At 54.3% G+C, this 25,206-nt stretch carries 22 protein-coding genes, 1 pseudogene and 1 other annotated feature; of the genes and pseudogenes, 4 read left to right on the top strand and 19 right to left on the bottom strand.

Annotated features, from left to right (window positions below; genetic code table 11):
• The 4 genes from MRY16398_RS00115 to MRY16398_RS00100 form a co-directional block, all read right to left on the bottom strand.
• Complete coding sequence (locus tag MRY16398_RS00115) at positions 1-351, bottom strand: DUF202 domain-containing protein (RefSeq protein ID WP_039080047.1); 351 nt, start codon at positions 349-351, stop codon at positions 1-3.
• Positions 341-688: a YidH family protein gene (locus MRY16398_RS00110; RefSeq protein ID WP_039080046.1), complete on the bottom strand. Its 348-nt coding sequence runs from the start codon at positions 686-688 to the stop codon at positions 341-343. Before MRY16398_RS00110 ends, MRY16398_RS00115 begins: the two co-directional genes overlap by 11 nt.
• A 90-nt stretch (positions 689-778) precedes the next feature.
• Positions 779-2,101 (bottom strand): 6-phospho-alpha-glucosidase, encoded by a 1,323-nt coding sequence (locus MRY16398_RS00105; RefSeq protein WP_039080045.1) that lies wholly within the window; start codon positions 2,099-2,101, stop codon positions 779-781.
• Complete coding sequence (locus tag MRY16398_RS00100) at positions 2,098-3,720, bottom strand: alpha-glucoside-specific PTS transporter subunit IIBC (protein WP_125123685.1); 1,623 nt, start codon at positions 3,718-3,720, stop codon at positions 2,098-2,100. The genes MRY16398_RS00105 and MRY16398_RS00100 overlap by 4 nt, the downstream gene beginning before the upstream one ends.
• 222 nt (positions 3,721-3,942) lie before the next feature.
• Between MRY16398_RS00100 and MRY16398_RS00095 the strand changes: the two are divergent.
• Positions 3,943-4,709, top strand: a pseudogene (locus MRY16398_RS00095) (GntR family transcriptional regulator).
• Here the strand turns inward: MRY16398_RS00095 and MRY16398_RS00090 are convergent.
• From MRY16398_RS00090 to ibpA, 3 genes are all read right to left on the bottom strand, one after another.
• Positions 4,656-6,317, bottom strand: a complete 1,662-nt coding sequence (locus MRY16398_RS00090) for a putative transporter (protein ID WP_039080042.1) — start codon at positions 6,315-6,317, stop codon at positions 4,656-4,658. The pseudogene MRY16398_RS00095 and the gene MRY16398_RS00090 overlap by 54 nt on opposite strands.
• A gap of 208 nt (positions 6,318-6,525) precedes the next feature.
• On the bottom strand, positions 6,526-6,954 hold the full coding sequence (gene ibpB, locus MRY16398_RS00085; RefSeq protein WP_125123683.1) for a small heat shock chaperone IbpB: 429 nt from the start codon (positions 6,952-6,954) through the stop codon (positions 6,526-6,528).
• A gap of 87 nt (positions 6,955-7,041) precedes the next feature.
• Positions 7,042-7,455 (bottom strand): small heat shock chaperone IbpA, encoded by a 414-nt coding sequence (gene ibpA / locus MRY16398_RS00080; protein WP_039080040.1) that lies wholly within the window; start codon positions 7,453-7,455, stop codon positions 7,042-7,044.
• Positions 7,449-7,523 (bottom strand) — a sequence feature (ROSE (Repression Of Heat Shock gene Expression) occurs in the 5'-region of heat shock genes and acts as an RNA thermometer to modulate expression.). It overlaps the preceding gene by 7 nt.
• Before the next feature lie 239 nt (positions 7,524-7,762).
• Here ibpA and MRY16398_RS00075 point away from each other — a divergent pair.
• The gene (locus MRY16398_RS00075) at positions 7,763-8,095 is read left to right on the top strand and encodes a YceK/YidQ family lipoprotein (protein ID WP_107222677.1); all 333 of its coding nucleotides are present in this window, start codon (positions 7,763-7,765) and stop codon (positions 8,093-8,095) included.
• On the opposite strand, the gene MRY16398_RS00070 is transcribed toward MRY16398_RS00075, so the two are convergent.
• The 6 genes from MRY16398_RS00070 to dgoR form a co-directional block, all read right to left on the bottom strand.
• A complete protein-coding gene (locus MRY16398_RS00070) occupies positions 8,096-9,322 on the bottom strand; it encodes a DUF3748 domain-containing protein (RefSeq protein ID WP_125123682.1) in 1,227 nt (408 codons plus the stop codon).
• A 51-nt stretch (positions 9,323-9,373) separates the two neighbouring features.
• The gene (locus MRY16398_RS00065; RefSeq protein ID WP_071845957.1) at positions 9,374-10,711 is read right to left on the bottom strand and encodes an MFS transporter; all 1,338 of its coding nucleotides are present in this window, start codon (positions 10,709-10,711) and stop codon (positions 9,374-9,376) included.
• Positions 10,712-10,962: 251 nt separating this feature from the next.
• Positions 10,963-12,111 (bottom strand): galactonate dehydratase, encoded by a 1,149-nt coding sequence (dgoD, locus tag MRY16398_RS00060; protein WP_107222679.1) that lies wholly within the window; start codon positions 12,109-12,111, stop codon positions 10,963-10,965.
• Positions 12,108-12,725, bottom strand: a complete 618-nt coding sequence (locus tag MRY16398_RS00055) for a 2-dehydro-3-deoxy-6-phosphogalactonate aldolase (RefSeq protein ID WP_039080036.1) — start codon at positions 12,723-12,725, stop codon at positions 12,108-12,110. The genes dgoD and MRY16398_RS00055 overlap by 4 nt, the downstream gene beginning before the upstream one ends.
• Positions 12,709-13,584, bottom strand: coding sequence for a 2-dehydro-3-deoxygalactonokinase (locus tag MRY16398_RS00050; protein WP_125123681.1), 876 nt, complete (start codon positions 13,582-13,584; stop codon positions 12,709-12,711). Before MRY16398_RS00050 ends, MRY16398_RS00055 begins: the two co-directional genes overlap by 17 nt.
• Positions 13,581-14,270: a D-galactonate utilization transcriptional regulator DgoR gene (gene dgoR, locus MRY16398_RS00045; protein WP_039080034.1), complete on the bottom strand. Its 690-nt coding sequence runs from the start codon at positions 14,268-14,270 to the stop codon at positions 13,581-13,583. Before dgoR ends, MRY16398_RS00050 begins: the two co-directional genes overlap by 4 nt.
• Positions 14,271-14,511: 241 nt before the next feature.
• Between dgoR and MRY16398_RS00040 the strand changes: the two genes are divergently transcribed.
• Positions 14,512-15,594, top strand: a complete 1,083-nt coding sequence (locus MRY16398_RS00040; RefSeq protein WP_125123680.1) for an FAD-binding protein — start codon at positions 14,512-14,514, stop codon at positions 15,592-15,594.
• 21 nt (positions 15,595-15,615) lie between these two features.
• Here the strand turns inward: MRY16398_RS00040 and yidA are convergent, their stop codons facing one another.
• On the bottom strand, positions 15,616-16,428 hold the full coding sequence (gene yidA / locus MRY16398_RS00035; protein ID WP_039080032.1) for a sugar-phosphatase: 813 nt from the start codon (positions 16,426-16,428) through the stop codon (positions 15,616-15,618).
• 115 nt (positions 16,429-16,543) lie between these two features.
• Entirely contained in the window at positions 16,544-17,569 is a 1,026-nt protein-coding gene (locus tag MRY16398_RS00030; protein ID WP_071195133.1) for a zinc-dependent alcohol dehydrogenase family protein, read from the bottom strand.
• Between the two features lie 110 nt (positions 17,570-17,679).
• Between MRY16398_RS00030 and MRY16398_RS00025 the strand changes: the two genes are divergently transcribed.
• Positions 17,680-18,615: a LysR family transcriptional regulator gene (locus MRY16398_RS00025; RefSeq protein WP_071195134.1), complete on the top strand. Its 936-nt coding sequence runs from the start codon at positions 17,680-17,682 to the stop codon at positions 18,613-18,615.
• Positions 18,616-18,648: 33 nt separating this feature from the next.
• Here the strand turns inward: MRY16398_RS00025 and gyrB are convergent, their stop codons facing one another.
• The 4 genes from gyrB to dnaA all read right to left on the bottom strand — a co-directional run bounded on the left by gyrB (position 18,649) and on the right by dnaA (position 24,806).
• Entirely contained in the window at positions 18,649-21,063 is a 2,415-nt protein-coding gene (gene gyrB, locus MRY16398_RS00020; protein ID WP_039080029.1) for a DNA topoisomerase (ATP-hydrolyzing) subunit B, read from the bottom strand.
• 28 nt (positions 21,064-21,091) lie between these two features.
• Positions 21,092-22,165, bottom strand: coding sequence for a DNA replication/repair protein RecF (recF, locus tag MRY16398_RS00015; protein ID WP_039080028.1), 1,074 nt, complete (start codon positions 22,163-22,165; stop codon positions 21,092-21,094).
• A 138-nt stretch (positions 22,166-22,303) separates the two neighbouring features.
• Positions 22,304-23,404 carry a DNA polymerase III subunit beta gene (gene dnaN, locus MRY16398_RS00010; RefSeq protein WP_039080027.1) on the bottom strand — a complete coding sequence of 367 codons (1,101 nt, stop codon included), beginning with the start codon at positions 23,402-23,404 and terminating at the stop codon, positions 22,304-22,306.
• Between the two features lie 4 nt (positions 23,405-23,408).
• Positions 23,409-24,806 carry a chromosomal replication initiator protein DnaA gene (gene dnaA / locus MRY16398_RS00005; protein ID WP_039080026.1) on the bottom strand — a complete coding sequence of 466 codons (1,398 nt, stop codon included), beginning with the start codon at positions 24,804-24,806 and terminating at the stop codon, positions 23,409-23,411.
• Positions 24,807-25,206: the final 400 nt, after the last annotated feature.

The raw sequence follows: 25,206 nt of genomic DNA, 5'->3' as shown, positions 1-25,206 counted from the left end.
TTACAGAGAACTCAGGATATGGCGGATATGCGTTAGCCCGAACAGCAGCGAAAGAGAGAGCACAGCCAGCGCAATCAGCAACTTATCGCGGATCGCGCCAGGCTTTGCGAAATCGCTGCTTTCTACATCCATCAGGGTGCGTTTGCGCGTATAACGCCACAGCATACCGCCGACCAACAGCAGCACCACAAGCGAGATCCAGAAGGTGATCCCCGAGTGCTGCCAGTTGTGCTTCACCGCAAAGGCAAGCAGGGCAATATAGCCAAAAAAGGTACGCAGCCAGGCAAGCGAAGTGCGCTCCGGCTGTAGCCCTGGATCTGCCGCGCGGCGCGCCTTGCGGTTATCCGCCATACAGCACCAGTCCCATCACCACGGTAGCCACCGTCAACAGAACGGCGCTTATCACCAGCAGGCTTCGCGTATAGGGCAGGTCTTCTTTCAGGCGCATCGCTTTTTCATTGCGTAGCCAGCGCATATAGCCGTAAACCGCCAGCGCGCCAGCAAACAGACAGAGCAGCAGCGCCAGCACCTGACGAATCAGCGGCGTGGCAAACTCCGGCGCCAGTTGATCAAGCCCGACCCCTGCAGCCAGAAAGCCCAGCGCGGTGCGTATCCACGCCAGGAAAGTGCGCTCATTGGCCAGTGAGAAGCGGTAATCCGGCGCTTCACCGAGGTGGGAAATTTTCATGAAGGCTCCTTGTCATGCTCAGGCTGGCATCAGCATAGCGTAAATCGACAAGGACAAAAAACCGGCATCGGGTGATGCCGGTCGGGAAGATTAGTGTAGTTCTGGCCAATACTCTTTATTGGCTTCAATCAGGTCATCCAGAATCGCTTTCGCAACCGAAGCGCTCGGTACGGTTTTGGACAGCGTGATCGCCTGCCATAATTTCTGATACGAGCGCTGTTCCCAGGCATCCACCACCAGTTTTTCCACCGCCACTTGCTGACTCATCAACCCTTTCTGGAAGTGTGGAATATCCCCCACGGTGAGTGGCTCTGGGCCGTTATGACCGACCAGGCAGGGGATTTCCACCATCGCGTCAGCATCAAAGTTATGAATTGCGCCGTTATTCGGCACAATCAACAACATGCGCTCCTGGGTATTGAATGCAATCGCGGTCGCCAGATCGACGATATACGACGCATGCTCATCGATTTCCAGCTCCCCGGCGGAGGATTTACCGGCTTCAATAATCGCCCGGCAAGCGCTGAAAACATGCTTCTCACGATGATCCATTACTTCATTGGCACGGGTGCGTTCTGGATTGGAGTGCGCCACCACGTAATCCGGAAAGAGATAATATTTCAGGTAGGTGTTTGGCATGGTATCAGGATCGAGCGCCTGCACGTCTTTTGCTTTAGCAAAGGTATCATTCCAACTGGCTTCTGTATGGGCGTTGTCAGATGGCGGCACATAACCGTTTTTCGCCACATATTCCCGCAACTTTGGCATCAAATCATTACCGTTTAGATCTTCAATCGAGGTCCACCAGCCAAAGTGATTCAGACCGTAATAACGCACACGCATCTCTTTGCGGTTTTTCAGTCCGACAATCTGAGCCATACGTCCTTCAATGCCGATCGGCATATCGCAAATGTTGAGAATTTTGGCGTTCGGGCGCAGACGGCGAGTCGCTTCCGCGACAATAGCCGCCGGGTTGGAGTAGTTCAGCATCCAGGCATTTGGAGAATACTGCTCCATATAGTCCACCAGTTCCAGCACTCCGCCGATAGAGCGCATACCGTAGGAAATTCCACCCGGTCCGCAGGTTTCCTGGCCCAGCACGCCATGGCGCAGCGGGATTTTCTCGTCTTTTTCGCGCATCGGGTATTTACCCACGCGGATATGCGCCATCACAAAATCGACATCGGTAAAGGCCGCTTTCGGATCGGTGGTGTAACTAAAGGCAATCTCAGGCGCCTGTTCTTTGAGGATGATTTTGCACGCCTCCGCGATGGTCTCCTGACGTGCGCCATCGTTGTCATAGAATTTCAGAGCGCGCAGCGGGAAGCGATCACGGTTAGCTAATAACATCAGGACAATACCGGGAGTAAAAGTACTACCGCCGCCTGCAATGACAACTGAGAATTTTTTCATGATACAGCCTCCGTCATGGTGGTTTGTTCGTTCGTTAAAGGGGTTTTCATCAGCGATTCAAGCTGGTCGCGCACCTGGGGAACATGCAGACCGACAATCACCTGAATGCCGTTGCCGCGTCGCACCACACCGTGTGCGCGCAGGGCTTTAAAGACTTCATCGCTTTGGGTTTGCGCCATATCAACCAGCGCGATGCGTAAGCGGGTGGCGCAGTTGTTGATGCTTTCGATGTTTGCCGCGCCGCCAAGAGCCTGTAAGAATCCGGCGGCTTGACCGATCTGTTGGCTGGCTGCGGCCGGTGCGGTGGTTTGCCCGCGTGCCGCTTTATAATCAGCCTTGCTGTAGAGTTTGATTTCGCTCTCTTCCCGACCAGGGGTTTTGAGGTTCAGTCGTTCAATCAGCGTTTTGAAAACCACGAAATAGAGACCGGTAAAGCAGACGCCAATACCAATCTGGGTGAAGACCATCGAGGCGTGGTTGTGGAACATCGGAATCCAGTTCTGGGGCAGGAACTGATCAAGCAGTCCGCCGCCCATATTGCCCACAACGCCAAAAACATACATCGTTGTCGCCATTGATGCCGCCAGCACGGCATGAATGGCAAACAGCAGCGGCGAGATAAACAGGAAAGTGAATTCAAGTGGTTCAGTAATGCCCACCAGCACGGCGGTAAGCGTGGCCGGAATCAGCAGGCCCGCGACCTTAACGCGGTTTTCCGCTGACGCCGTATACCAGATTGCCAGCGCAATCCCGACTGAGCCGAACACTTTGGAGTTGCCGTGCAGCGCAAATCCGCCTTCCGGGAACAGCGTTTTCAGCGGCAAGGTGCTCTGGCTGAATTCTTGCAGGTGCTGCGCCCAGTAGACCTGGATACCGCCTTCTACCGCCGCCGGGCCAAAGATGAACGGACCGTAGACAAAGTGGTGTAATCCGGTGGGGATCAAAATACGTTCCAGGAAGGTGTAAACCCACACGCCCAACGCGCCAGCGGAGCGTAAGAAAGCCTGCAGGGATTCGATGCCCATCTGTACTTTTGGCCAGCCCATCAGGGTGAGCCAGGCGCAGGGGATCATCACGAAAAACGCGAGGATAACGACAAACGAGGTGCCCTGGAAAATCCCCAGGAAAACCGGAAGCGGCTTATCGAAAAAGCGGTTGTGAATAGCGGTAACGATGCCTGAAATGATAATAGCCCCGATGATGCTGGTATCGAGCGTTTTGATACCCGCGATCATCGCCAGCCCGCTTCCGGCTACGGGTTCTGCTGAGAAGTTAACGCCAAAGAAATGCCCCCAGGTCGTCCCCATCGCGTTGATGAAGTAATTCCAGGTCAGGAAACTAATCAACACTGCGAGACAGGCTCTGCCCTGCGCCTGTTTCGCCAGGCCAATCGGTAAACCGACGGCAAAAATCAGCGGCATATTGCGAAATACTGCCCAGCCGCCCTCTTCAATGATGTGAACAATTTGAGCGAACAGATTATCCGGGGCGGTTAAGGCCTCGCCGACAAACAGCGGGTTGCTAAGCATGATAGCGATTCCCACCACGATCCCGGCAAACGGAAACAGTAATACCGGGGTAAACATGGCACCGCCAAAACGTTGTATTTGACTGAGCATTTTTAAATCCTCACGTAACAACCTGTAGGGAGTAGAGGCCTTTATGGTTTTTTGCTGGCCTGGAGTGAGCATAAGAATTTACTCATACGCGAACATGGCGTGCCGCTGCGATTCGTGATCACATTCATGGTTTTAATTTGACCTCTCAGGTCTACTTTTGCTTGTAAATATGGACGTGTCATAACCGCATCCCCGGCCTGATAAGGGCAGAGAGGTCTACTGGTGATCTATAAATCCATCGCCGACAGGTTACGGCTGCGGCTGAACTCGTCGGACTACAATATCGGCAGCCCGCTTCCGGGAGAAAAAGCGCTGGCGCAAGAGTTTGGCGTGGCGCGAATGACAATTCGCAAGGCGTTAGATCTGCTGGTGGGCTGGGGGCTGGTTGAACGCCGCCATGGCAGCGGGACATTTGTTGCACGCAAGGATGTGCACCATGAAACCACCAATCTGACCGGGCTGGTGGAGGTACTGCGCCAGCAGGGTAAAGAAGTACAGAGTAAGGTTCTGCAGTTCGAGGTGATGCCCGCGCCACCAGCCATTGCCAGCCTGCTGCGGATTCAGGTGGATGAGCGGATCTACTTTTCACGCCGGATGCGTTACGTGGAAGGGAAACCCCTGATGCTGGAGGATAGCTTTATGCCCGTGAAGCTGTTTCGCAATCTGTCACTGGCGCATCTCGAGGGGTCGAAATTTGATTACATTGAGAAGGAGTGTGGGATAACCATCAGCGGTAATTATGAGAGTCTGACTCCCGTGCTGGCAGATAAATCGTTGGGAGGATATCTGAATGTTCCGGAACAGACGCCGCTGCTGAGAATCACTTCCCTTTCCTACAGTGACAGCGGCGAGTTCCTGAATTATTCCGTTATGTTCCGTAATACTCGTGATTACCAGGTGGACTACCATCTGCGGCGTATCCACCCGGAAAAGTACTAACTGACACCCCAGAACAGTACGGCCAGCAATTGCGGCGTGATGATACGTAAGAACATCACCAGTGGATAAACCGTGGCATACGAGAGCGCGGCGGCGCCGCTGGTGGCATGCAGGCCGTTGGCAAAAGCCAGCGCCGGGGGATCGGTCATCGAACCGGCCAGCATGCCGCACAGGGTCAGATAGTTCATCTTCGCAAACAACCGCGCCAGAATCCCGACGGTCAGCAAAGGAATAGCGGTAATAAAAATCCCGTAGCACATCCAGTTAAACCCATCGCCGTGGGTCAGCGTCGCGATAAAATCACCACCGGATTTCAGTCCAACCACCGCGAGAAACAGCACGATACCCAGCTCACGCAGAGCAAGGTTGGCGCTGGGCGGCATGAACCAGTAGAGCTTACCCACGCTGCCGATACGCCCAAGGATCAGCGCCATGATAAGCGGCCCGCCCGCGAGCCCCAGTTTTAATGCCACCGGGAAGCCGGGAACAAAGACGGGAATCGACCCCAACAACACCCCCAATCCAATACCGATAAAGACAGGCAGCATCTGGACTTGCTGGAGTTTGTGCTGCGCGTTCCCCACCTCAGAAGCCACCGCATCAATTGCCGCCTGACGCCCGACAAGGTTGAGAATGTCACCGAATTGCAGGCTGGAATCACTGCTGGCTACCAGTTCGACCCCGGCGCGGTTAAGACGGGAAATCACCACGTCATAGCGCTCTTTGAAATGCAGATCGCGAATGCGTTTCCCAAGGACTTTTTCGTTGGTGACGACCACACGCTCAACGCGCAGGTCGGTCCCCCGCGTTGAGAGCGAGGTGTCCACCTCCTGGCCCATCACAAGTTGCGCGCTATGCAGGTCTTTCGGCAGACCAACCAGGTGCAACAGGTCGCCAACCTGAATAATGGTGCCCGGCGAAGGTACCATCAGCAATTCATCGCGTTTCAGGCGCGAACAGATGATTTTATCGCTGTTCAGCATCGGCACATCCTGAATCGCCATATTGTTCAGGTTCGGGTTTTCCACGCGAATATTGATGGTCTTGATCAACGAGTTACCCGAGCTAACGCCCGCATCATGCAGTTGCGCTTCCTGCTCAACGTTGATGCGAAAACCGACGCGAATCAGCCACATGGTCAGTAAAATGCCGCAGATGCCAAACGGGTAGGCCATCGCATAGCTCATCCCCATCTGATCGAGAACGTTAGACGGTGTTCCCAGGTCATGCAGGATCTGCTGCCCGGCCCCAAGAGCCGGGGTGTTGGTGACCGCACCAGAGAAAATCCCCAGAATGACTGGCAGCGGAATATTGAAAAGTTTGTGCAAAATAGCGGTGACCAGGCCGCCAAGTATCACAATCAGAATGGCAAACAGGTTCAGGCGTAGCCCGGAAACGCGCAGCGAGGCAAAAAAGCCCGGCCCGACCTGAATACCGATGGTATAGACGAAGAGGATAAGGCCGAACTCCTGCACGAAATGCAGCATCGGGCTGCTCAGGGTAATCCCAGCCTGATCAACAAAATGGCCAACGATAATACCGCCGAAAAGCACGCCACCAATTCCAAAACCCACGCCGCGTATTTTTACATTGCCGATCCACAAACCGACGACCGCGACCAGCGCCAGCATGCTTACAGTTAACGCTATATCACTCATGATGGCTCCCTGTGAATAACATTGTAATTATCAAGGATTCTCTCAGAGCTATAGCAGGATGTATGGGCTTTGGCGCACAAAAAAGCCCCGCCGAAACGGCAGCAAAGTAAACGCAAAACGGCCACCCTGAGGTGACCGTTTTGGTGTTTGCGCCCTCTCGATGTGAAAGAGCGCAGGCGCCCGGTTTGGGCACCTGCCATAACAGGTATTAGCTGTTTAGCGCAGGACGTTCGCTAATGGTGATCCGTTGTGGCGCAATGGCTTCCGGCACGTTACGGGTCAGATCAATATGGAGTAAGCCGTTAGCGAAGGTCGCGCCAGAGACTTCCATATTTTCTGCCAGTGTAAAGCTCAGGGTAAAAGGTTGGATAACCAGCCCCTGGTGCAACCATTTAGGCTCATTGGCCGGTTTTTCCGGCGAACCTTTGATCACTAACCGGGTACCTTCCAGTTGAATATCCAGCTCTTGCTGGTTGAATCCGGCCAGAGCCAGCGTAATGCGGTAATGGTTGTCATCGCCCTTTTCAATGTTATAGGGCGGGAATGTCTGTTGCTCAGTGGTGCTTTGCAGCGCGTTAGCCAGTTTGTCAAAACCGATCCACTGACGCAGCAGCGGGGATAAATCGTAGTTACGCATGATATTTCTCCTTCTAAGAAGCGAGTAAGTTCCTGCAAGCCGATGGCTCGCATATGCTCCCTGACGGCAAGCATTCAGTTCAGGTAATTAGTTAATCTCAATGCGACGCGGTTTCTTTGCTTCCGGAATCACGCGTTCAAGATCAACGTACAGCAGGCCATTCACCAGATTTGCGCCTTTAACATAAATGTTTTCGGCAAGCTGGAATTTGCGCTCGAAGTTACGTTCGGCGATGCCCTGGTAGAGGTAGGTACGTTCTTTCTGTTCGGTCGCGTGCGCGCCTTTCACGATAAGCAGGTTGTCCTGCGCGGTGATGTCCAGTTCGCTTTCCGCGAACCCCGCTACCGCGATCGCGATGCGATAATGGTTTTCGTCAACTAATTCAACGTTGTACGGAGGGTAGCCGCCGTTGCTTTGGTTTTGATTGTTTTCCAGCAGGTTGAACAGACGGTCGAAACCAATAGCTGAACGATAAAGCGGAGAAAGATCGAAGTTACGCATAAATAAAGCTCCTGAAATCAGCGAGATTGTCGTTTGCCTTCCACAATGGACAGGCTGCGGTAGCCCAACACCCTTCCGGCGTGTCTTCCGGCTACATTCTTAAAATAGGGGTGACGCTTATGTTTTCAAGGGTCTTTTTCTGACTTTTTTTTGCAGTTTCTCGCGCTTTGCATAGACTGGGATCACAGCACAAAAGGTAAAAGTGCGAATGTCGCCACAGAGCGCAGCATGGAGGCTGTTTATTTCGGCGCAGGACAGATATAACGCCAGCAGCAGTCTTCATACTGCCTATAACGATGATTAATGAATGATGAAAAATACTCTGTTTATTTCGACGCTGCTTAGTGGAATGGTGTTACTCAGTGGTTGCTCCAGCGTGATGTCGCATACCGGGGGCAAGGAAGGCCTGTATCCGGGTATGAAAGCAAGCTCCACGATGTTATCCGATGATGACACCAATATCGGTATGAAATCCCTGGTGGTTCTGGATATGCCTTTTACCGCGGTCATGGACACGATACTGTTGCCGTGGGATATGTTCCGCACCGACAGCTCCGTTAAATCTCGCGTTGAGAAAAGCGAAAAGGCCACCATGGCGACGGACAACGCGATTCCACCCGCCCCCATGGCTAAGCAGTAATTACATACCCGTTTCCGTCATCCAGATCTGGCGGAAACCCGCAATCTCTTCCATCCAGGCGATAGACCGACCGTCCGGCGAGAACACGACGGCGTCGGCAGACGGCGGATTGCCGTGATCGGTTGTCAAAAAGGTGATGTTGCCGCAAGCGGCATCGCACAGCGCGATACGATTATCCAGCACAAAGCCCAACGCCGCCCCCGAAGGATGCCAGTTAAAGGCAGACTGAATGCCCGTTTCCGCGTGGGTTAACTGCTGCGATTCGCCCCCCTGTGGCGAGATCAGCCAAAGCTGGACAATACCCGCATCATCACGCATCAAAAACGCAATCTCAGTGCCCTGCGGGTTACTGCGCACCCAATGGCGCGGTACGTTAACCAGCCCAGGAAAGGCACGTTGATGGGTAAAGGTCAGGCGCCGTTGCAAAACCCCGGCGGGTGGAGCAGGCAGGCTTGTCGGCGTACCCTGCAGCGGCGTATCGCCTGGTTGTTTCCACCCCTGCGCCGCTTTCGGCAGATCAACGATAAACAGCTCCGGCACTTTCTCGCCTGTTAATGACAGCGTATCGCCAATAAAGGCCAGCTTATCGTTACCCACCCAACCTTCTTCATACGCACGGTTGATCTCATCGCTGCCGGGAGCAGGCGCTGGGGTGGTACGGCTTACCAACACGCTCCAGTGGCTTCCCGCATACTCGCGTGAATGTGTGAGTGGGGGGTGTACCGGGCCAAAAGGTACGGCGACACCGACGTTACGCAAATCCTGCGCCGGGTCCAGCTCATGCATAACATGATCGTTATAGGTAAAACTGACGTTCTCACCGTTGGGGCTAAAGACATGCACATGGCTACCGCCGCGCAGCGCGCCCGGCGTAAAGGGGGCGGTGATGTCCATCGCGTCCAGATTGGCGGTTTTTCCGTCGGCGTGGATGACGCCGCGACGATGGTGAAAATCATAATGCCAGTCAGCATCCGGGTTTTCTGGGCCGTGGATAAAAACGTATTTCTCTTCATGAGGATGAACGGTCACTACGCCAACGTGTGCCCCCTCTTTCGCCTGATAGATAACCTCAACGGCGCCCGTATGGATATTGACGCGTTCAATGGTTTCACCGGTAAAAGACGCGCCGGAGGGGCGTACATCAAACACCAGCCACTGACTGTCCGGTGTCCAGGTGTGAATATTGGTGAGTTGATGGTTGCGCGGCGCGCGAGTGATTTGCTTCATGCGGATACCCTGATGCCCTATTTGGCATCAGGGTAGCGCAAGGCGGGGAGATTAACCTACCCGTTTTACGTCGCCGACCAGCAGGATGTAGGAGAGTGCGCCAATCAGCGCCACCACAGAGATATACACCAGCGCTGGGGCAAAACCGTAGCTCTGTGCCAGATAACCAATCACCAGCGGCACGGTGATACCACCCAGACCGCCGACAAAGTTAAAGACACCACCCGTCAGCCCGATAAGACGCATCGGCGCAAGGGAGGAGACCAGCGACCAGGTGATAGAGGCGAAGCCGTTGCCAAAGAACGCGATGGCCATCAGCGTCATGATCCACACCGGGTCATTGGTGTAGTTCGCGCCCATAATGCAGGTGGAGATCAGCAGGCCGCAGATGATGGGCGTTTTACGTGCCGCGCCAAGGGAGAAGCCTTTGCGCACAAGCCTGTCCGCCAGCCAGCCAGAGAGCAGCACGCCAAAGAACGCGGCGAGGAACGGTACCGTGGTCATAAACCCGGCTTTCAGCGCGGTGATACCTTTTTCCTGGGTCAAATAGTTCGGAAACCAGGTCAGGAAGAACCACAGCGTAGAGGTGACGGCGAACTGTCCCAGGTAAACACCGACCAGTTTACGGTGGAACACCAGTTTCCAGTCGGCTTTGGTGAGAGGCTGGCGCGCCTCTTTGGTCACAGGCGCATCGCCATCTACCAGACCACCGCCTTCACGAATGTATTCCAGCTCTTCATGGGTGACGCTTTTAGTCAGACGCGGCGGCTGATAGACCTTAAACCAGATTAGCGACCAGATGATGCCAATCCCGCCGGTAACGATAAATACCCAGTGCCAGCTCAACAGTTCCTGAATCCAGATAAGCAGCGGGGTAAGAAATGCCAGGCCGACAAACTGACCGGAGGTATAAAAGCCCACGGCGGAAGCGCGTTCGTGTTCCGGGAACCAGCTTGTCACCATGCGGTTGTTGGTCGGAAAGGCGGGCGCTTCAAAAATCCCGGTGATGGCGCGCAGACCAATCAGCGACATTAATCCTGTCGCAAAGCCCTGGAACAGGGTCGCCACCGACCAGCCAAAGATGGCGATAAAATAAGTAAGGCGAGAGCCGACCCGGTCGAGGAACCAACCGCCGGGGATCTGACACAAGGTATAAAGCCAGGCAAAGGCAGAAAAGACATAGCCCATTTCCGCTTTGGTAATACCGAACTCTTGCTGAATATGCGCGGAGGCCACCGCGAGGTTGGCCCTGTCGACATAACAAATAACAACCGTAATAAAGATCATCACCAGCGTCAGATAACGCCGACGACCGACTTTTGCAGCAGTAACTGAAATATCCATCGCAATCTGTCTCCAGATTTTGGGCATAGCGAGGCCGCTCACCATGCCCGGTAATTTACAGAGGGTGTTTGAATTTATTTATTAATTAAAATGCTACACGTAATGCGCTAAATAATTCGTGCTGGGGGACAAAAACGCATTAGCGTTTTTGAACAGCGCTTGCGCTGGCCCCAAAGGGGCGAGGCGACAAGCCGAGTAACGCGGCAAGTTTTCGCATCCCCGGGAGCATAAAAAAGTATGTGACCGGGGTAAGAAAACGCAGCCAACGCGCCACCAGTGCGAAGTATGAAGCGCATTTACCATTCGGCGACGGTGCCGTCTTCATTCCGCCAAACCGGATTACGCCAGTCCGGCGCATTCTGACTTAACGCAATGACTTTCTCTTCATCAATATCCACACCCAGCCCTGGTTTCATTAATGGTTTAAAGAAACCACCTTCCATATTGAAATCTTCTTTATTTTTCACGAAGTCGAGCAATTCAGCGCCTTTATTGTAGTGAATGCCCATACTCTGCTCCTGGAATACCGCATTGTGGGAAACGAAATCCACGTGCAGACAGGCCGCCAGCGCCACCGGGCCGAGCGGGCAGTGCGGTGCCAGAGCCACATCATAGGCTTCGGCCATTCCGGCAATTTTATAGCACTCGGTAATCCCGCCAGCGTGGGATAAATCCGGCTGCAATATAGAAATACCACCGCCCTCCAGCACGCGTTTAAATTCAAAACGCGAGAACATACGTTCGCCTGCGGCAATCGGAATATGCGTTTGCGCCGCCAGTCGCGGATAATATTCCGCCTGCTCCGCCAGCACCGGCTCTTCAATAAATAACGGGCGATACTGCTCGAGTTCTTTAATTAATACTTTTGCCATTGGCGCACTGACACGGCCATGGAAATCGAGACCGAATTCAATCTCATTACCAAAGGCTTCACGAATTTGCGCCACGGTATTCACGGCGGCATCTACCGCGCGGGAATTATCAATCACGCCCATCTCTTCGCAACCGTTCAGCTTAAAGGTATCGAAGCCGATATTGCGCAGGGTTTTAATGCCGTCGATCACTTCCGCCGGACGGTCACCGCCAACCCAGCTATACGCTTTGATTTTGTCACGCACCAGGCCGCCCATCAGTTGCCAGACCGGCGCGTTATGGACTTTGCCTTTGATATCCCACAGCGCCTGGTCAATACCGGCAATCGCGCTCATCAGAATCGGACCGCCGCGGTAAAAACCGGCGCGGTACATCACCTGCCATAAGTCATTGATGCGCGCCGGGTCCTGGCCAATCAGATAATCACTCAGTTCATGAACTGCCGCTTCTACCGTGCGGGCACGACCTTCTATGACCGGCTCTCCCCAGCCAACCACCCCTTCGTCGGTCTCGATTTTCAGGAACATCCAGCGCGGGGGTAAACGGTAAGTGGTGAGTTTCGTTATTTTCATTTCACTGCCTCTCGATACGCGTTAACAAATGCGGTTGCCTGCTGCACGGTGCGTTCCACGGGCTGCCCGGCACGATACAAATCGCTGCCCAGCCCTGCCCCCACGCAGCCAGCTTTAATCCATTGCGCCAGGTTGTCTGGCGTCACCCCACCCACGGCAAAGACCGGTACGTCCGATGGCAAGACCGCTTTCAAGGCTTTGATATAGTCCGGGCCAAAGGCCGAAGAGGGGAAAATTTTCAGCGCCTGCGCACCCGCATCAAGCGCGGTAAAAGCTTCGCTGGCAGTCGCACAGCCCGGGCAGACCGTCATGCCGTAGCTCACCGCGCGGCGAATAACTTCGGGCTGAATATTGGGAGTGACAATCAGTTTGCAGCCCATCTCAGCCAGTTGGTCAACCTGCTCCGGCTTAAGGACGGTACCCGCGCCGATCAGCGCCTTGTCGCCATACGCCGCGACGATGGCCGGAATGCTTTTTTCCCATTGCGGCGAGTTGAGCGGGATCTCTACCGCATCGAATCCCGCGTCAATGACCGCGCCGACATGCGCCAGCGCTTCATCGGGGGTAACGCCACGTAATATTGCGATGAGCGGAAGGTTAGTTTGCCACTGCATGAGCGATGCTCCTTATTCCTGTCTGAAATGCGGTGTCGCCAGAAATGACCACAGCTTTGCGGCCAATCGCCTCCAGCGCCTGTTGATAGCGGCCGGACAGTGCCTTTCCCGCAACGATGGTGACCTGATGATCGATAACGTACTCAGCCATGCTGGCGACTTCGGCGCCAATCAGCAGGCCCGATAAAAACTCGCTAACCTGTTCGCGCGGCAGATTGCCCAGCACGTGAGCAGCACGGACCTCGAACAGTTGCGGCAGAATGGCGGGGGTAGCGAGGCCGCGTTCAAGCCCGGATGTAAAAGCCGCCGATGACGGTTCTTGCTCGGGCAAGCCCGCCCCCACCAGCGAATGGCGCAGCAATAGATGGTGCAATTCACCGGTCATCACGGTGCGAAAATCATGGATTTGCTGTGCATCTGCGCGCACCCATTTGCAGTGGGTGCCCGGCATGACATAAACAGAAGAAGGAGAAAGTTCGCGAGCGCCCAGCAGTTGCGTCTCTTCGCCACGCATCACGTTGTGGTTATCGTCACGAGAAACGCACAGGCCGGGAATAATCCAGACATTGTCGCCAACGGCAGTCAACTGCTCGCCAATGGCGGAGAAAAAGGCGGGAACGGGTAAGTATGGCGCCACTTTCCAGCCGACATTGCTGCCCACCATGCCTGCCATCACGACGGGCGTTTTTTCATCGCGCCAGCCGTGGGTAATATCTGCTAACACCGCTTGTGGGGATTTGCCATTCAGGCGCGTAACACCGGCTTCTGATTGCCTGCTCTCCAGGCATTCCGCCCCCTGATAAAGCCAGGCGCGTAAGTTGGTCGACCCCCAGTCAATTGCGATGTAGCGAGATGTCATGTGATTTCCTTAAGCCTTCGGGTAGAGCTGGCGATCATGGTGAGCGCCGCCTGCTCTGCTGCATCGCCGTCCTGATGCCGTATCGCATCGAACAGCGCCTTATGTTCCTGGAGCGTTTTTGGCATGTTGGCTTCATCGCCCATCCAGGTTCGTTCAAATACCGCTCTTTGAAGCGAGCTGATCGCCACGGTCAGTTGCTGTAACACCGGGTTATGTACCGACTCCAGCACCGCTTCGTGATAACGAATATCCGCCTCATTGAAGGCATCGCGATTCTGGTTGTTCGCAATCATGTCGTTGAGCGCCGCCTCTATTTGCGCCAGATCGCTTGAGGTAGCGCGCTCCGCCGCCCAGCGGGCAATGGCAGGCTCTACCAGATTTCGCACCTCGCTCATCGCGCTGATGAGCCGCGGGTCATAGTCATTTTCCAGTACCCACTGCAGTACTTCGGTATCGAGGTAATTCCACTGATTACGCGGTGCTACAAACGCACCGCGATAGCGTTTTATCTCGATGAGCCTCTTCGCCATTAAGGAGCGAAAGACTTCGCGAATGATATTGCGCGAGGTTTCAAACTCCTCGCAGAGTTCTGCTTCTGACGGAAGCGCTGAGCCGGGGACATATTTCCCGCTCACAATCTGGTGCCCTAACGTGATGACGATACGGTCGGTTTTGGTGAGAGTCATGGCATGCCCTTATTCACTGTGTATGCATACCTACTTTACCTCGACCGGCGATTTTCACCTCATCCTTGCAGTACAAACAGAGCGTACTTTTCTTTTGCTGGAGCTGAATGTAGTACAATAATTTATTCTTGTACTACAATTTAGATCGCAAAATGAACGACAGATCACAAAATTAACCCCCTTCACTTCACCGTAACTTCACCCGAGCCGCTTATCGTCCTTATCAACATGAGGAGGGGATATGCAGCATTTTGATGTGGCGATTATTGGTCTGGGGCCTGCGGGAGCAGCGCTGGCGCGGCAGTTAGCAGGCGGGATGAGCGTGCTGGCGTTAGATAAAAAACAGCAGCAGGGTACGGGCGGATTTATGAAGCCGTGTGGCGGATTGCTAGCCCCGGACGCGCAACGTTCGTTTATCCGTGCCGGGATTACGCTGCCGGTGCAGGTGATGGCCGATCCGCAAATTTTCAGCGTACAAACGCTGGATATGCAAACGGGGATAACGCGTAACTATCAACGCAGTTACGTTAATATCGACCGACACGCCTTTGATTTATGGATGAAATCATTAATCCCCGCTTCGGTCACCGTTCACCACGACGCCTTGTGCAAGAAGGTCTGCCGACAGGATAACCGCTGGCATTTGACGTATGCGGTTGACGGTAAAACCCATGAAGCAACGGCAGATTACCTGGTGGGCGGCGATGGTGCGAACTCGATGGTGCGGCGATTGCTATATCCCGATCATGAGATCCGCAAGTACGTCTCGCTGCAGCAGTGGTTCAAAGACCGTCACCCATCGCCGTTTTATTCCTGTGTGTTTGATAATGAGACAACCGATTGTTATTCATGGAGTATCTGCAAAGACGGTTATTTCATTTTCGGTGGGGCTTTTTCCATGAAGGATGGCAGGGAGAATTTTAGCCGCCTCAAGCAGCGCCTTGAACCGTTCGATTTCCGCTTTGGCGACGCGGTGAAAACAGAGAAATGCACAGTGCTGTGCCCGTCCCGCTGGGCGGATTTTGTCTGCGGAAAAGAGAATGCGTTTCTGATTGGCGAAGCGGCGGGGTTTATCAGCGCCAGTTCGCTGGAAGGCATAAGCTATGCACTGGATAGCGCGGAAATCCTGGCAGGGGTGTTGCGCGGAGAAACAAAAAACCTCAACGCGGCATACTGGAAGAAAACGCGTCGATTACGCATGAAGTTGCTGGGAAAAATCATCAAAAACCGCTGCCTGACGACGCCCTGGATACGCAGTCTGATCATGAAAAGTGGGATTGGTCATATCCCGGTGCAGCAGACGCCTACGCAGGCAAGGGCATAATCGCCCCTGCCTGGCGGCAGATTAATTCAGTACAAACTTCTCAATGGCATACGCTACGCCATCTTCAAGGTTGGATTTGGTGACAAAGTTGGCCACTTCTTTCACCGACGGAATGGCGTTCCCCATTGCCACACCTACACCCGCATACTCGATCATGGCGATGTCGTTTTCCTGATCGCCAAGGGTCATGATCTCTTCGGGTTTGATGCCCAGAACGTCGGCCAGGGATTTCACCCCAGTCCCTTTATTGACGCGCTTATCGAGCATTTCGAGGAAGTACGGCGCGCTTTTCAGCACGGTGTATTTCTCTTTCACTTCTGCCGGGATACGGGCAATGGCTTTATCGAGGATTTCCGGCTCATCAATCATCATCACCTTGAGGAACTGGGTGTTCGGATCCATGTTTTCCGGCTCGCAGAAGACCAGCGGAATAGTGGCGACATAGGATTCGTGAACCGTGTAGTAGCTGATATCGCGGTTGGCGGTGTAGAGCGTATTGCGGTCAAGCGCATGAAAATGCGAACCAACGTCACGAGACAGTTTTTCCAGATAGCGGTAATCGTCATAGCTCAGCGCCGTTTGCGTCACCGTGCTGCCGTCATGGGCGTTTTGCACCAGCGCGCCGTTATAAGTGATGCAGTAATCACCTTCCCGTTCCATGTGCAGCTCTTTGACGTAGGCATGAACACCGGCGTAAGGGCGGCCTGTCGTCAGCACCACTTTCACTCCACGTTCGCGTGCAGCCGCAATGGCATTTTTAACCGCTGGCGAGATGGTGTGGTCCGGCAACAAAAGCGTTCCGTCCATGTCGATTGCAATAAGTTTGATAGCCATGAGTTCCCCGGGATAAATGAGTGCTGCCTCATGCTAACGCGATTTAGCCCACAAAAATAGAGCTACATTGCGCAACAAAAGCACCCCTTTTACACCTACCCCAGGGAGCAACGGCTTACTCGCGGGTGAGAACTATTTTGCCAAACGCACCACGGTCAAGGTGTTCAAGCGCCCTTTCAAGCTCGTTAAAGTGGTAACGGTGCTCAATAACAGGTTTCAGTCCGTTGACATCAACAGCGCGCACAAGATCTTCCAGCGCACGACGGTGACCGACACCAATCCCCTGAACCACCGGCGATTTCAGCAACAGCTCGCTGGCAGAGAGCGATATTTCATTTCCGGCCAGCACACCAATGACCGAGATTCGCCCATGAACCGCCACGGCTCGCAGGGAATGCTTCAGATTTTCCCCGCCCACGGTTTCAATAATATGGTCAATACCGCGATCGTCGGTCAGCGTAAGAATCGCCTCTGCCCAGTCACCTTTTAGCCGGTTAACCCCCTGATAAGCCCCCAGCTTTTTGGCCTGCGCCAGTTTTTCATCACTGCCGGACGTGACAAACACGTGCGCACCATGCGCTTTAGCGATTTGCAGCGCGAATATCGCCACACCGCCCGTCCCCTGCACCAACACCGACTGACCGGCCCGTAAATTTCCCCGCTCCACCAGCGCGAACCAGGCCGTTAACCCCGCACAAGGCAAGGTGCTGGCCTCTGCGTCATCCAGAGTTTCCGGGGCGGCAACCAGCCAGTTTTCGTTCATAATCACGTACTCAGCCAGCATGCCCTGGAAATAACCGCCAAGGGTTCGGTAGGGCAAATGGCGTGCGTCCGCTTTTGGCTTGCCGTCGATCCACTCCGGGAAGAAGCTGGAGATGACGCGTGCCCCGGATTTGAAACGTGTGACACCCTCGCCCGTACTGTCCACGACGCCCGCCATGTCAGAAGCCGGCGTAAAGGGGAAGGAGCGCGAAATTGGCATGTTGCCTTCAATGACCATTTTATCGCGATAGTTGAGCGCAACGGCATTCACCCGTACACGGACTTCACCGGGGCCAGGTTGCGGAAGAGGTACCTCGGTAAGTCTGAGGTTTTCGCGCCCGAGGGCGTCCATTGACCAGCGTTGTATCGTCTCTGTCATCGTATTTCTCCTGCCATCAAATGAGTTTCAGTATCGACAGTCTATCGTTGACTCGGTGTCGCCAGTGGCGATAAGTTTTCTCTTTATTGACGCCATAATGGATACAATTGATGAGCGATACGCTAAAGGACATTCCGGTTTTCGTGGCGGCCGTTGAAGCGGGCAGTTTTGCTCAGGCCGCTGTCCGTCTGCATTTATCGCGCTCGGCAGTGGGAAAAAGTATCGCCCGGCTTGAACAACGGCTGGGGGTGCGTCTGTTTCAGCGCACCACCCGCAGCCAGCGGCTGACCGATAACGGCGCGCTTTTTTATGAGCGTTGCCTGCGCGCACTGGAGGAGATCCGTAGTGCAGAATCGCTACTGGAAACAGGGAAGCAACAGGTGAGTGGCCGCCTGCGCGTAGCGATGCCGGTGCTCTTTGGTCGTCAGTGCGTCGCTCCGCTGCTGATCACGCTGGCGCAAGAGCATCCGGGGCTTGAGCTAGAAATGTCATTCAGCGACAGGGTGGTGGATCTCGTGGAGGAAGGATTCGATATGGCAGTGCGTAACGGCACACTGGCAGACAGCACCGTGCTGGCCGCCAGAAAGCTGGGAGAGCACCAAATGGTTCTGTGCGCCGCGCCGGATTATCTGAGGGAAAAAGGCCATCCTGAAACCGTTGCCGATTTACGTCAGCATACGGCCATTAACTATCTGCAGGCAGGCAGAATTTTACCCTGGCAGCTTGCGGACAACGAAGGAAAACCGCAAACCCTTGTTCTGCGATCATCACTCAATATGGATGATTTACAGGCGATCTGCGACGCAGCAATTGCCGGACACGGTATTGCATGGTTGCCCTGCTGGATGGCAAGCAAAGAGATTCAAAATGGAAAACTCGCCCTGCTTTTCAGGCAGGCGCCGAATGTGCGCTTTGACGTTCATGCAGTCTGGCAGAAGACGCCGCACCTGCCGCTGAGGGTGAGAATTGCCATAGACACACTGGTGAACCGCTTACCGGCGGCGATGTCGCTGGATTTTCCGGATCCTATAAAAAAGCCGCGCTAATAGCGCGGCTCAGATATAGCTGTATAACGATAATTAGATATCAATATTCGCCGCTTTCAGGGCGTTCTCTTCGATAAAGGCACGGCGCGGTTCAACGGCATCACCCATCAGGGTGGTGAACAACTGGTCAGCGGCAATCGCATCTTTAACGGTCACGCGCAGCATGCGGCGGCTTTCCGGATCCATGGTGGTTTCCCACAGCTGATCCGGGTTCATCTCGCCCAGACCTTTATAACGCTGGATAGCAAGACCACGACGGGACTCTTTAACCAGCCAGTCCAGCGCCTGCTCAAAGCTGGCGATCGGCTGCTTACGCTCACCGCGTTCGATAAACGCATCGTCTTCGATCAGACCACGCAGTTTTTCACCGAGCGTGCAGAGACGGCGATATTCGCCCCCGGCGATAAATTCATTATCCAGCGGATAATCCGTATCGACACCGTGGGTACGCACGCGAATAATCGGCTCGAAATGGTTCAGTTCCGCATTTTCGCGAATATCGAACTTCCAGGTGCTACCGTGCTGCTCTTTCTCGTTCAGCTCGGTGACCAGCGCATTTACCCAGCGGGTGACGGCCTGCTCGTTGCCCAGATCGGCTTCGGCCAGCGTCGGCTGATACACCAACTCTTTCAGCAGTGCGCGCGGGAAGCGACGTTCCATACGGCCAATCATCTTCTGCGCGGCATTGTATTCAGAGACCAGTTTTTCCAGCGCTTCACCGGCCAGAGCGGGTGCGCCTTCGGTCGTGTGCAGAGTTGCACCGTCCAGAGCGATAGCGATTTGATACTGATCCATCGCCTCATCGTCTTTAATGTACTGTTCCTGTTTGCCTTTTTTCACTTTGTACAGCGGTGGCTGGGCAATATAGACATGGCCACGCTCAATGATTTCCGGCATCTGACGATAGAAGAAGGTCAACAGCAGCGTACGGATGTGCGAGCCGTCGACGTCCGCATCGGTCATGATAATGATGCTGTGATAACGCAATTTGTCCGGGTTGTACTCGTCGCGACCGATACCGCAGCCGAGCGCGGTGATGAGCGTCGCCACTTCCTGAGAAGAGAGCATCTTGTCGAAGCGTGCCTTCTCAACGTTAAGGATTTTACCTTTCAGCGGCAGAATCGCCTGGTTCTTACGGTTACGCCCCTGCTTCGCAGAGCCGCCCGCGGAGTCCCCTTCCACCAGGTACAGTTCAGACAGCGCCGGGTCGCGTTCCTGACAGTCCGCCAGTTTGCCCGGCAGGCCCGCTAAGTCGAGTGCGCCTTTACGACGGGTCATTTCACGGGCTTTACGCGCCGCTTCACGGGCACGCGCCGCATCAATAATTTTGCCGACCACGATTTTCGCATCGGACGGATTTTCCAGCAGGTATTCAGCCAGCAGTTCGTTCATCTGCTGTTCAACCGCCGATTTCACCTCAGAGGAGACCAGTTTGTCTTTGGTCTGAGAGGAGAATTTCGGGTCCGGCACCTTCACGGAAACGACCGCAATCAGGCCTTCACGGGCATCGTCACCGGTGGCGCTGACTTTCGCTTTTTTGCTGTAGCCTTCTTTATCCATGTAGGCGTTCAGGGTACGGGTCATCGCCGCACGGAAGCCTGCAAGGTGGGTACCGCCATCGCGCTGCGGAATGTTGTTGGTAAAGCAGTAGATGTTTTCCTGGAAACCATCGTTCCACTGCAGCGCTACTTCGACGCCGATACCGTCTTTTTCGGTGGAGAAATAGAAGACATTCGGGTGGATCGGCGTTTTGTTCTTGTTCAGATACTCAACAAATGCCTTGATACCGCCTTCATAGTGGAAATGGTCTTCTTTGCCGTCGCGCTTGTCTTTCAGGCGGATGGATACGCCAGAGTTCAGGAAGGACAGCTCGCGCAGACGTTTCGCCAGAATTTCATACTCAAATTCGGTGACGTTGGTGAAGGTTTCATAGCTCGGCCAGAAACGCACCATGGTACCGGTTTTTTCTGTATCACCGGTCACGGCCAGCGGCGCCTGCGGCACACCGTGTTCATAGATCTGACGGTGAACTTTATTATCACGCTGGATAACCAGCTCCAGTTTCTGCGACAGGGCGTTTACAACCGAAACGCCTACGCCGTGCAGACCACCGGACACTTTATAGGAGTTATCATCGAACTTACCGCCCGCGTGCAGCACGGTCATGATGACTTCGGCTGCTGAGACACCCTCTTCCGGGTGAATACCGGTTGGGATCCCACGACCGTCATCCTGTACGGAGACGGAGTTATCGCTGTGGATCGTGACAACGATGTCTTTACAGTAACCTGCGAGCGCTTCGTCGATAGCGTTATCTACCACCTCGAATACCATGTGGTGCAGACCGGTGCCGTCATCCGTATCGCCGATATACATACCCGGGCGCTTACGCACCGCATCCAGCCCTTTCAGGACTTTGATACTGGAGGAGTCATAAGAATTCGACATCAACGTTTCTCGCTCATTTTGTCTTGGGTTAATCCGTTATTTTACCCTTTTCCACGGTGAACATCTTCGAATTTTTGTCCGACATGTCCAGTACGTGTTCAGCGCTGATGGCGCTGACGAAAACTTGTGATTGCGTGGCTTTTAAGCGGCTGGCAAGCAGTCCGCGACGCGCATCATCCAGCTCCGAGGCAAAATCATCTATCAGGTACAAACAGCGGCGACCGCTCTCGCGGGTTAAAAACTCCCCCTGCGCCAGACGTAGCGCACACATCAGGAGTTTTAGCTGCCCACGGGAAAGCGTATCTTCCACCGGCGCGCCGTCGGCACGTATACGGAAATCCGCTTTGTGCGGGCCGTGTGCGGTGTAAGTCAGCAGGCGATCGCGTTCGAAGTTCTTCTCCAGCACCTCGGCATAATCCGTCTCTTTCTCCCAGCCGCGCTGGAAAGAAAAGGTCAGAGAGAACTCCGGTAAAAATTGTTTGCAGGTGTCGGCCATATCTTCGGCGATACCGGCACTGTATTCGGCACGCCACAGGCTGATTTGTTCCGCCAGCGGAATCAGTTCTTTATCCCACGGGCGCAACTGGCCGTAGTGGCTTACCTGCCGTAGCGCGGCATTACGCTGTTTGAGCAGCCGCTTAAGGTTGCTCCAGGCGGTAAAGAAACCGGCTTCGTTGTGGAAGCATCCCCAATCAAGGAACGCTCTTCTGTATTTGGGGCCGCCGTTGAGTAATGTAAACCCCTCAGGCGTAATCAACTGCATTGGCATCAGCAGCGCCAGTTCCGCCACCTTGTGGCCATCCGTTCCGTCGATACGCACGGTGCTGTCGCCTTGTTTGTCTTTCGTCAGACCAATGGCGATTTCCCGCTCCGCCTCCTGCAAACGCCCGTGCAGAATAAATGACTCCTGCTCATGGCGAATGACGCGGCCAATTTGCAAACTGCGAAACGCCCGGCCATGACCAAGCGTATAGATAGCTTCCAGCACGCTGGTTTTGCCGCTGCCGTTCGCGCCAACCAGGAAGTTAAAGCCGGGAGATAAGGCGAGATCCGCATTTTCAATATTGCGGAAGTCTTTGATTAGGAGTCGGGATAGCGACATATCAGCTCATAACCAGGGCGTTATCGGCGCAGTTAGTCTGGTTACGGCCAGCGCGCAGCAACCGGAGCGTACTAAGGTACGTGAAGATTGCGAGCACTGCCCGGAGCCAGAATAACAAGCAAGATAGCCCGATATTTTCTACAGCCTCATGGGCATGACGACGTAAGCTGCGGATTGCGAAGCCGCATCCTCAATCTGCACGCTCGAAACGGAATCCGTCAGCATAATACGCACATTTTCGCACTTCAGCGCATTAAGTACGTCCAGCACATAACTAACGTTAAAACCAATCTCCATTTCGCTACCGGAGTAGGTCACATCCAGTATCTCTTCCGCTTCTTCCTGTTCCGGGTTGTTAGCGGTGATTTTCAACTGGTTTTCGCTGACATACAGACGCACGCCGCGGAATTTCTCGTTCGAGAGAATGGCGGCACGGGCAAAAGCCTGCTTAAGAATGTCGCATCCCGCATCCAGATGTTTGTCCGGGTTTTTCGGTAATACGCGGCGATAATCCGGGAAACGACCGTCAACCAGCTTCGATGTGAAGATAAAATCACCAACATGCGCACGGATGTTGTTGCTGCCGATCTGCACGGTCAGCGGGTTGTCCCCGCCGTCGAGCATACGCATCAACTCAATCACCCCTTTACGCGGCACGATCACCGAATGGTTTGGCAAACTCACACCGACAGGCATAGAGCAGACCGCCAGGCGGTGGCCGTCCGTTGCCACGGTACGCAGCTCTTCACCTTCGGTCTCAAACAGCATGCCGTTTAAGTAGTAACGCACATCCTGATGCGCCATCGAGAACTGGGTGGCTTCAATCAGACGTTTCATCGTGGCCTGCGGCAGAGTGAACTCCACCTCGCTTTGCCAGTCATCCAGATTCGGGAAATCGGCGGCAGGCAGCGTGGAAAGGGAGAAGCGGCTGCGACCAGAACGCACCAGCATACGCTCGCCTTCGAGCTGGACGGCGATTTCCGCGCCTTCCGGCAAACCACGGCAGATATCAAAGAATTTCCGCGCCGGGACGGTAGTGGCGCCGGGCTCATGCGGCTGGACGAGCGCAACACGGGCCACCATTTCCATTTCAAGATCGGTACCGGTCAGCGAAAGCGTACCGTCTGCAACCTGAAGCAGCAGATTACCGAGAATGGGCAACGTCGGGCGACCGCCCAGCGGGCCGCTAACTTGTTGCAGCGGCTTTAAAAGGTGTTCACGTTCAACGGTAAATTTCATAGCGTCACGACGATAATGTTCTGATTAAATTGGAAAAATCTTCTTTGATATCGTGGCTCTCTTCACGCAACTGCTCAATCTTGCGGCAGGCGTGTAGCACGGTAGTATGGTCACGGCCACCAAACGCATCGCCAATTTCCGGCAGACTGTGGTTGGTGAGCTCTTTCGCCAGCGCCATCGCCATCTGGCGCGGACGCGCGACTGAACGAGAGCGACGCTTCGACAGCAGGTCCGCGACCTTAATCTTGTAATACTCTGCCACCGTCTTCTGAATATTGTCGATGGTGACCAGTTTTTCCTGCAGCGCCAGCAAATCACGCAGCGCTTCACGCACGAAATCGATAGTAATCGCCCGGCCCGTAAAGTTGGCATTGGCAATAACGCGGTTCAGTGCCCCTTCCAGTTCACGCACGTTAGAGCGTAAACGCTTGGCAATAAAGAAGGCCACTTCACCCGGTAGACGAATGTCATTCTCGTCGGCCTTTTTCATCAAGATCGCAACGCGGGTTTCCAGTTCAGGCGGCTCGATCGCGACCGTAAGCCCCCAACCGAAGCGGGATTTAAGACGATCTTCAACGCCATTGATCTCTTTAGGATAACGATCCGACGTCAGGATGATCTGTTGATTCCCTTCCAGCAGCGCGTTAAACGTGTGGAAAAACTCTTCCTGCGATCGTTCTTTATTGGCAAAGAACTGGATGTCATCGATAAGCAATGCGTCAACGGATCGGTAGTAGCGTTTAAACTCTTCGATCGCATTGTTTTGCAGGGCTTTTACCATGTCCTGGACAAAACGCTCGGAGTGCATATACACCACTTTGGCGTTGGGTTTACGCGCCATGATGCCATTACCCACCGCGTGCAACAGGTGAGTTTTACCCAAACCCGTTCCACCATAAAGGAATAGTGGATTGTAGGCACCGCCTGGGTTATCCGCCACCTGGCGCGCCGCCGCGCGCGCCAACTGGTTCGACTTACCTTCGACGAAGTTATCAAAGGTGTGTTTAAGGTTAACGTTGGAGCGGTAGGTCGGTTCCGCAGGTGCGGGAACGTTGTCCCAGCCAGGGCGCACTGCCGGCGCAGCGCGCTGCGGCTGAACGTGAGTCGTCTGTACTGGCGCGGCGATATGAGCAGGTTCTCTGTGGACCTGCGTGACGGGCTTCGTACCGACCTCAAAGCGCAGTTGCGGGGCGTCCGCACCGCAGAAATCGTTCAGCAGCCCATTGATATTATTGAGATACTTGTCTCTTACCCAATCGAGCACAAAACGGTTTGGCGCATACAAAGCCAGCGTGTTATCGCTCAGTTCCGCCTGCAACGGGCGGATCCACATGCTGAATTCTGTGGCTGGTAACTCATCCTGCAATCGGGCAAGACACTGCTGCCAAAGCGAAAGTGACACGGCGGACTCCACTCGAACAAAAATCGATAAATAAAAGGCAGAAACATTAATGATTGTTGACACACGTCGATCAGACCCAACGAGGGTGACGTGCGAACCGCTATCTGCGGTTTTACACGCTTCCTTCTGGCTGCATCATTGCACCGTTGAGGAAAGTGTACTTTGCCCTGTTCACGATCCACGGATCGCGATCGGGACCGCGGATCATAGCCTAAACTGCGTCAGAGATCTTCTGTTTATCACAGATTCTTCACGATTTATCCACAGGGGGATTCGGAATCGGGTAAGTGTAATCGATCCCAGGTGCAGTGCGGGACGATTTAGGCCGCATATTGGAAAATTTAATGAGTAATGCCAATTTCCTGCTTAATCGATCTAATGAAGATCCAGGCGGATCCTT

This window comes from Phytobacter sp. MRY16-398, from assembly GCF_003925915.1.
Classification (GTDB): domain Bacteria; phylum Pseudomonadota; class Gammaproteobacteria; order Enterobacterales; family Enterobacteriaceae; genus Phytobacter; species Phytobacter diazotrophicus.
The sequence above is the reverse complement of the archived record's forward strand: the minus strand, read 5'-3'. Positions and strand labels throughout refer to the sequence as shown.

Bases quoted from the DNA above. Each gene is read 5' to 3' on its own strand.
- MRY16398_RS00115 (WP_039080047.1), bottom strand. From the start codon at position 351: ATGGCGGATAACCGCAAGGCGCGCCGCGCGGCAGATCCAGGGCTACAG.
- MRY16398_RS00110 (WP_039080046.1), bottom strand. From the start codon at position 688: ATGAAAATTTCCCACCTCGGTGAAGCGCCGGATTACCGCTTCTCACTG.
- MRY16398_RS00105 (WP_039080045.1), bottom strand. From the start codon at position 2,101: ATGAAAAAATTCTCAGTTGTCATTGCAGGCGGCGGTAGTACTTTTACT.
- MRY16398_RS00100 (WP_125123685.1), bottom strand. From the start codon at position 3,720: ATGCTCAGTCAAATACAACGTTTTGGCGGTGCCATGTTTACCCCGGTA.
- MRY16398_RS00090 (WP_039080042.1), bottom strand. From the start codon at position 6,317: ATGAGTGATATAGCGTTAACTGTAAGCATGCTGGCGCTGGTCGCGGTC.
- ibpB (WP_125123683.1), bottom strand. From the start codon at position 6,954: ATGCGTAACTACGATTTATCCCCGCTGCTGCGTCAGTGGATCGGTTTT.
- ibpA (WP_039080040.1), bottom strand. From the start codon at position 7,455: ATGCGTAACTTCGATCTTTCTCCGCTTTATCGTTCAGCTATTGGTTTC.
- MRY16398_RS00075 (WP_107222677.1), top strand. From the start codon at position 7,763: ATGATGAAAAATACTCTGTTTATTTCGACGCTGCTTAGTGGAATGGTG.
- MRY16398_RS00070 (WP_125123682.1), bottom strand. From the start codon at position 9,322: ATGAAGCAAATCACTCGCGCGCCGCGCAACCATCAACTCACCAATATT.
- MRY16398_RS00065 (WP_071845957.1), bottom strand. From the start codon at position 10,711: ATGGTGAGCGGCCTCGCTATGCCCAAAATCTGGAGACAGATTGCGATG.
- dgoD (WP_107222679.1), bottom strand. From the start codon at position 12,111: ATGAAAATAACGAAACTCACCACTTACCGTTTACCCCCGCGCTGGATG.
- MRY16398_RS00055 (WP_039080036.1), bottom strand. From the start codon at position 12,725: ATGCAGTGGCAAACTAACCTTCCGCTCATCGCAATATTACGTGGCGTT.
- MRY16398_RS00050 (WP_125123681.1), bottom strand. From the start codon at position 13,584: ATGACATCTCGCTACATCGCAATTGACTGGGGGTCGACCAACTTACGC.
- dgoR (WP_039080034.1), bottom strand. From the start codon at position 14,270: ATGACTCTCACCAAAACCGACCGTATCGTCATCACGTTAGGGCACCAG.
- MRY16398_RS00040 (WP_125123680.1), top strand. From the start codon at position 14,512: ATGCAGCATTTTGATGTGGCGATTATTGGTCTGGGGCCTGCGGGAGCA.
- yidA (WP_039080032.1), bottom strand. From the start codon at position 16,428: ATGGCTATCAAACTTATTGCAATCGACATGGACGGAACGCTTTTGTTG.
- MRY16398_RS00030 (WP_071195133.1), bottom strand. From the start codon at position 17,569: ATGACAGAGACGATACAACGCTGGTCAATGGACGCCCTCGGGCGCGAA.
- MRY16398_RS00025 (WP_071195134.1), top strand. From the start codon at position 17,680: ATGAGCGATACGCTAAAGGACATTCCGGTTTTCGTGGCGGCCGTTGAA.
- gyrB (WP_039080029.1), bottom strand. From the start codon at position 21,063: ATGTCGAATTCTTATGACTCCTCCAGTATCAAAGTCCTGAAAGGGCTG.
- recF (WP_039080028.1), bottom strand. From the start codon at position 22,165: ATGTCGCTATCCCGACTCCTAATCAAAGACTTCCGCAATATTGAAAAT.
- dnaN (WP_039080027.1), bottom strand. From the start codon at position 23,404: ATGAAATTTACCGTTGAACGTGAACACCTTTTAAAGCCGCTGCAACAA.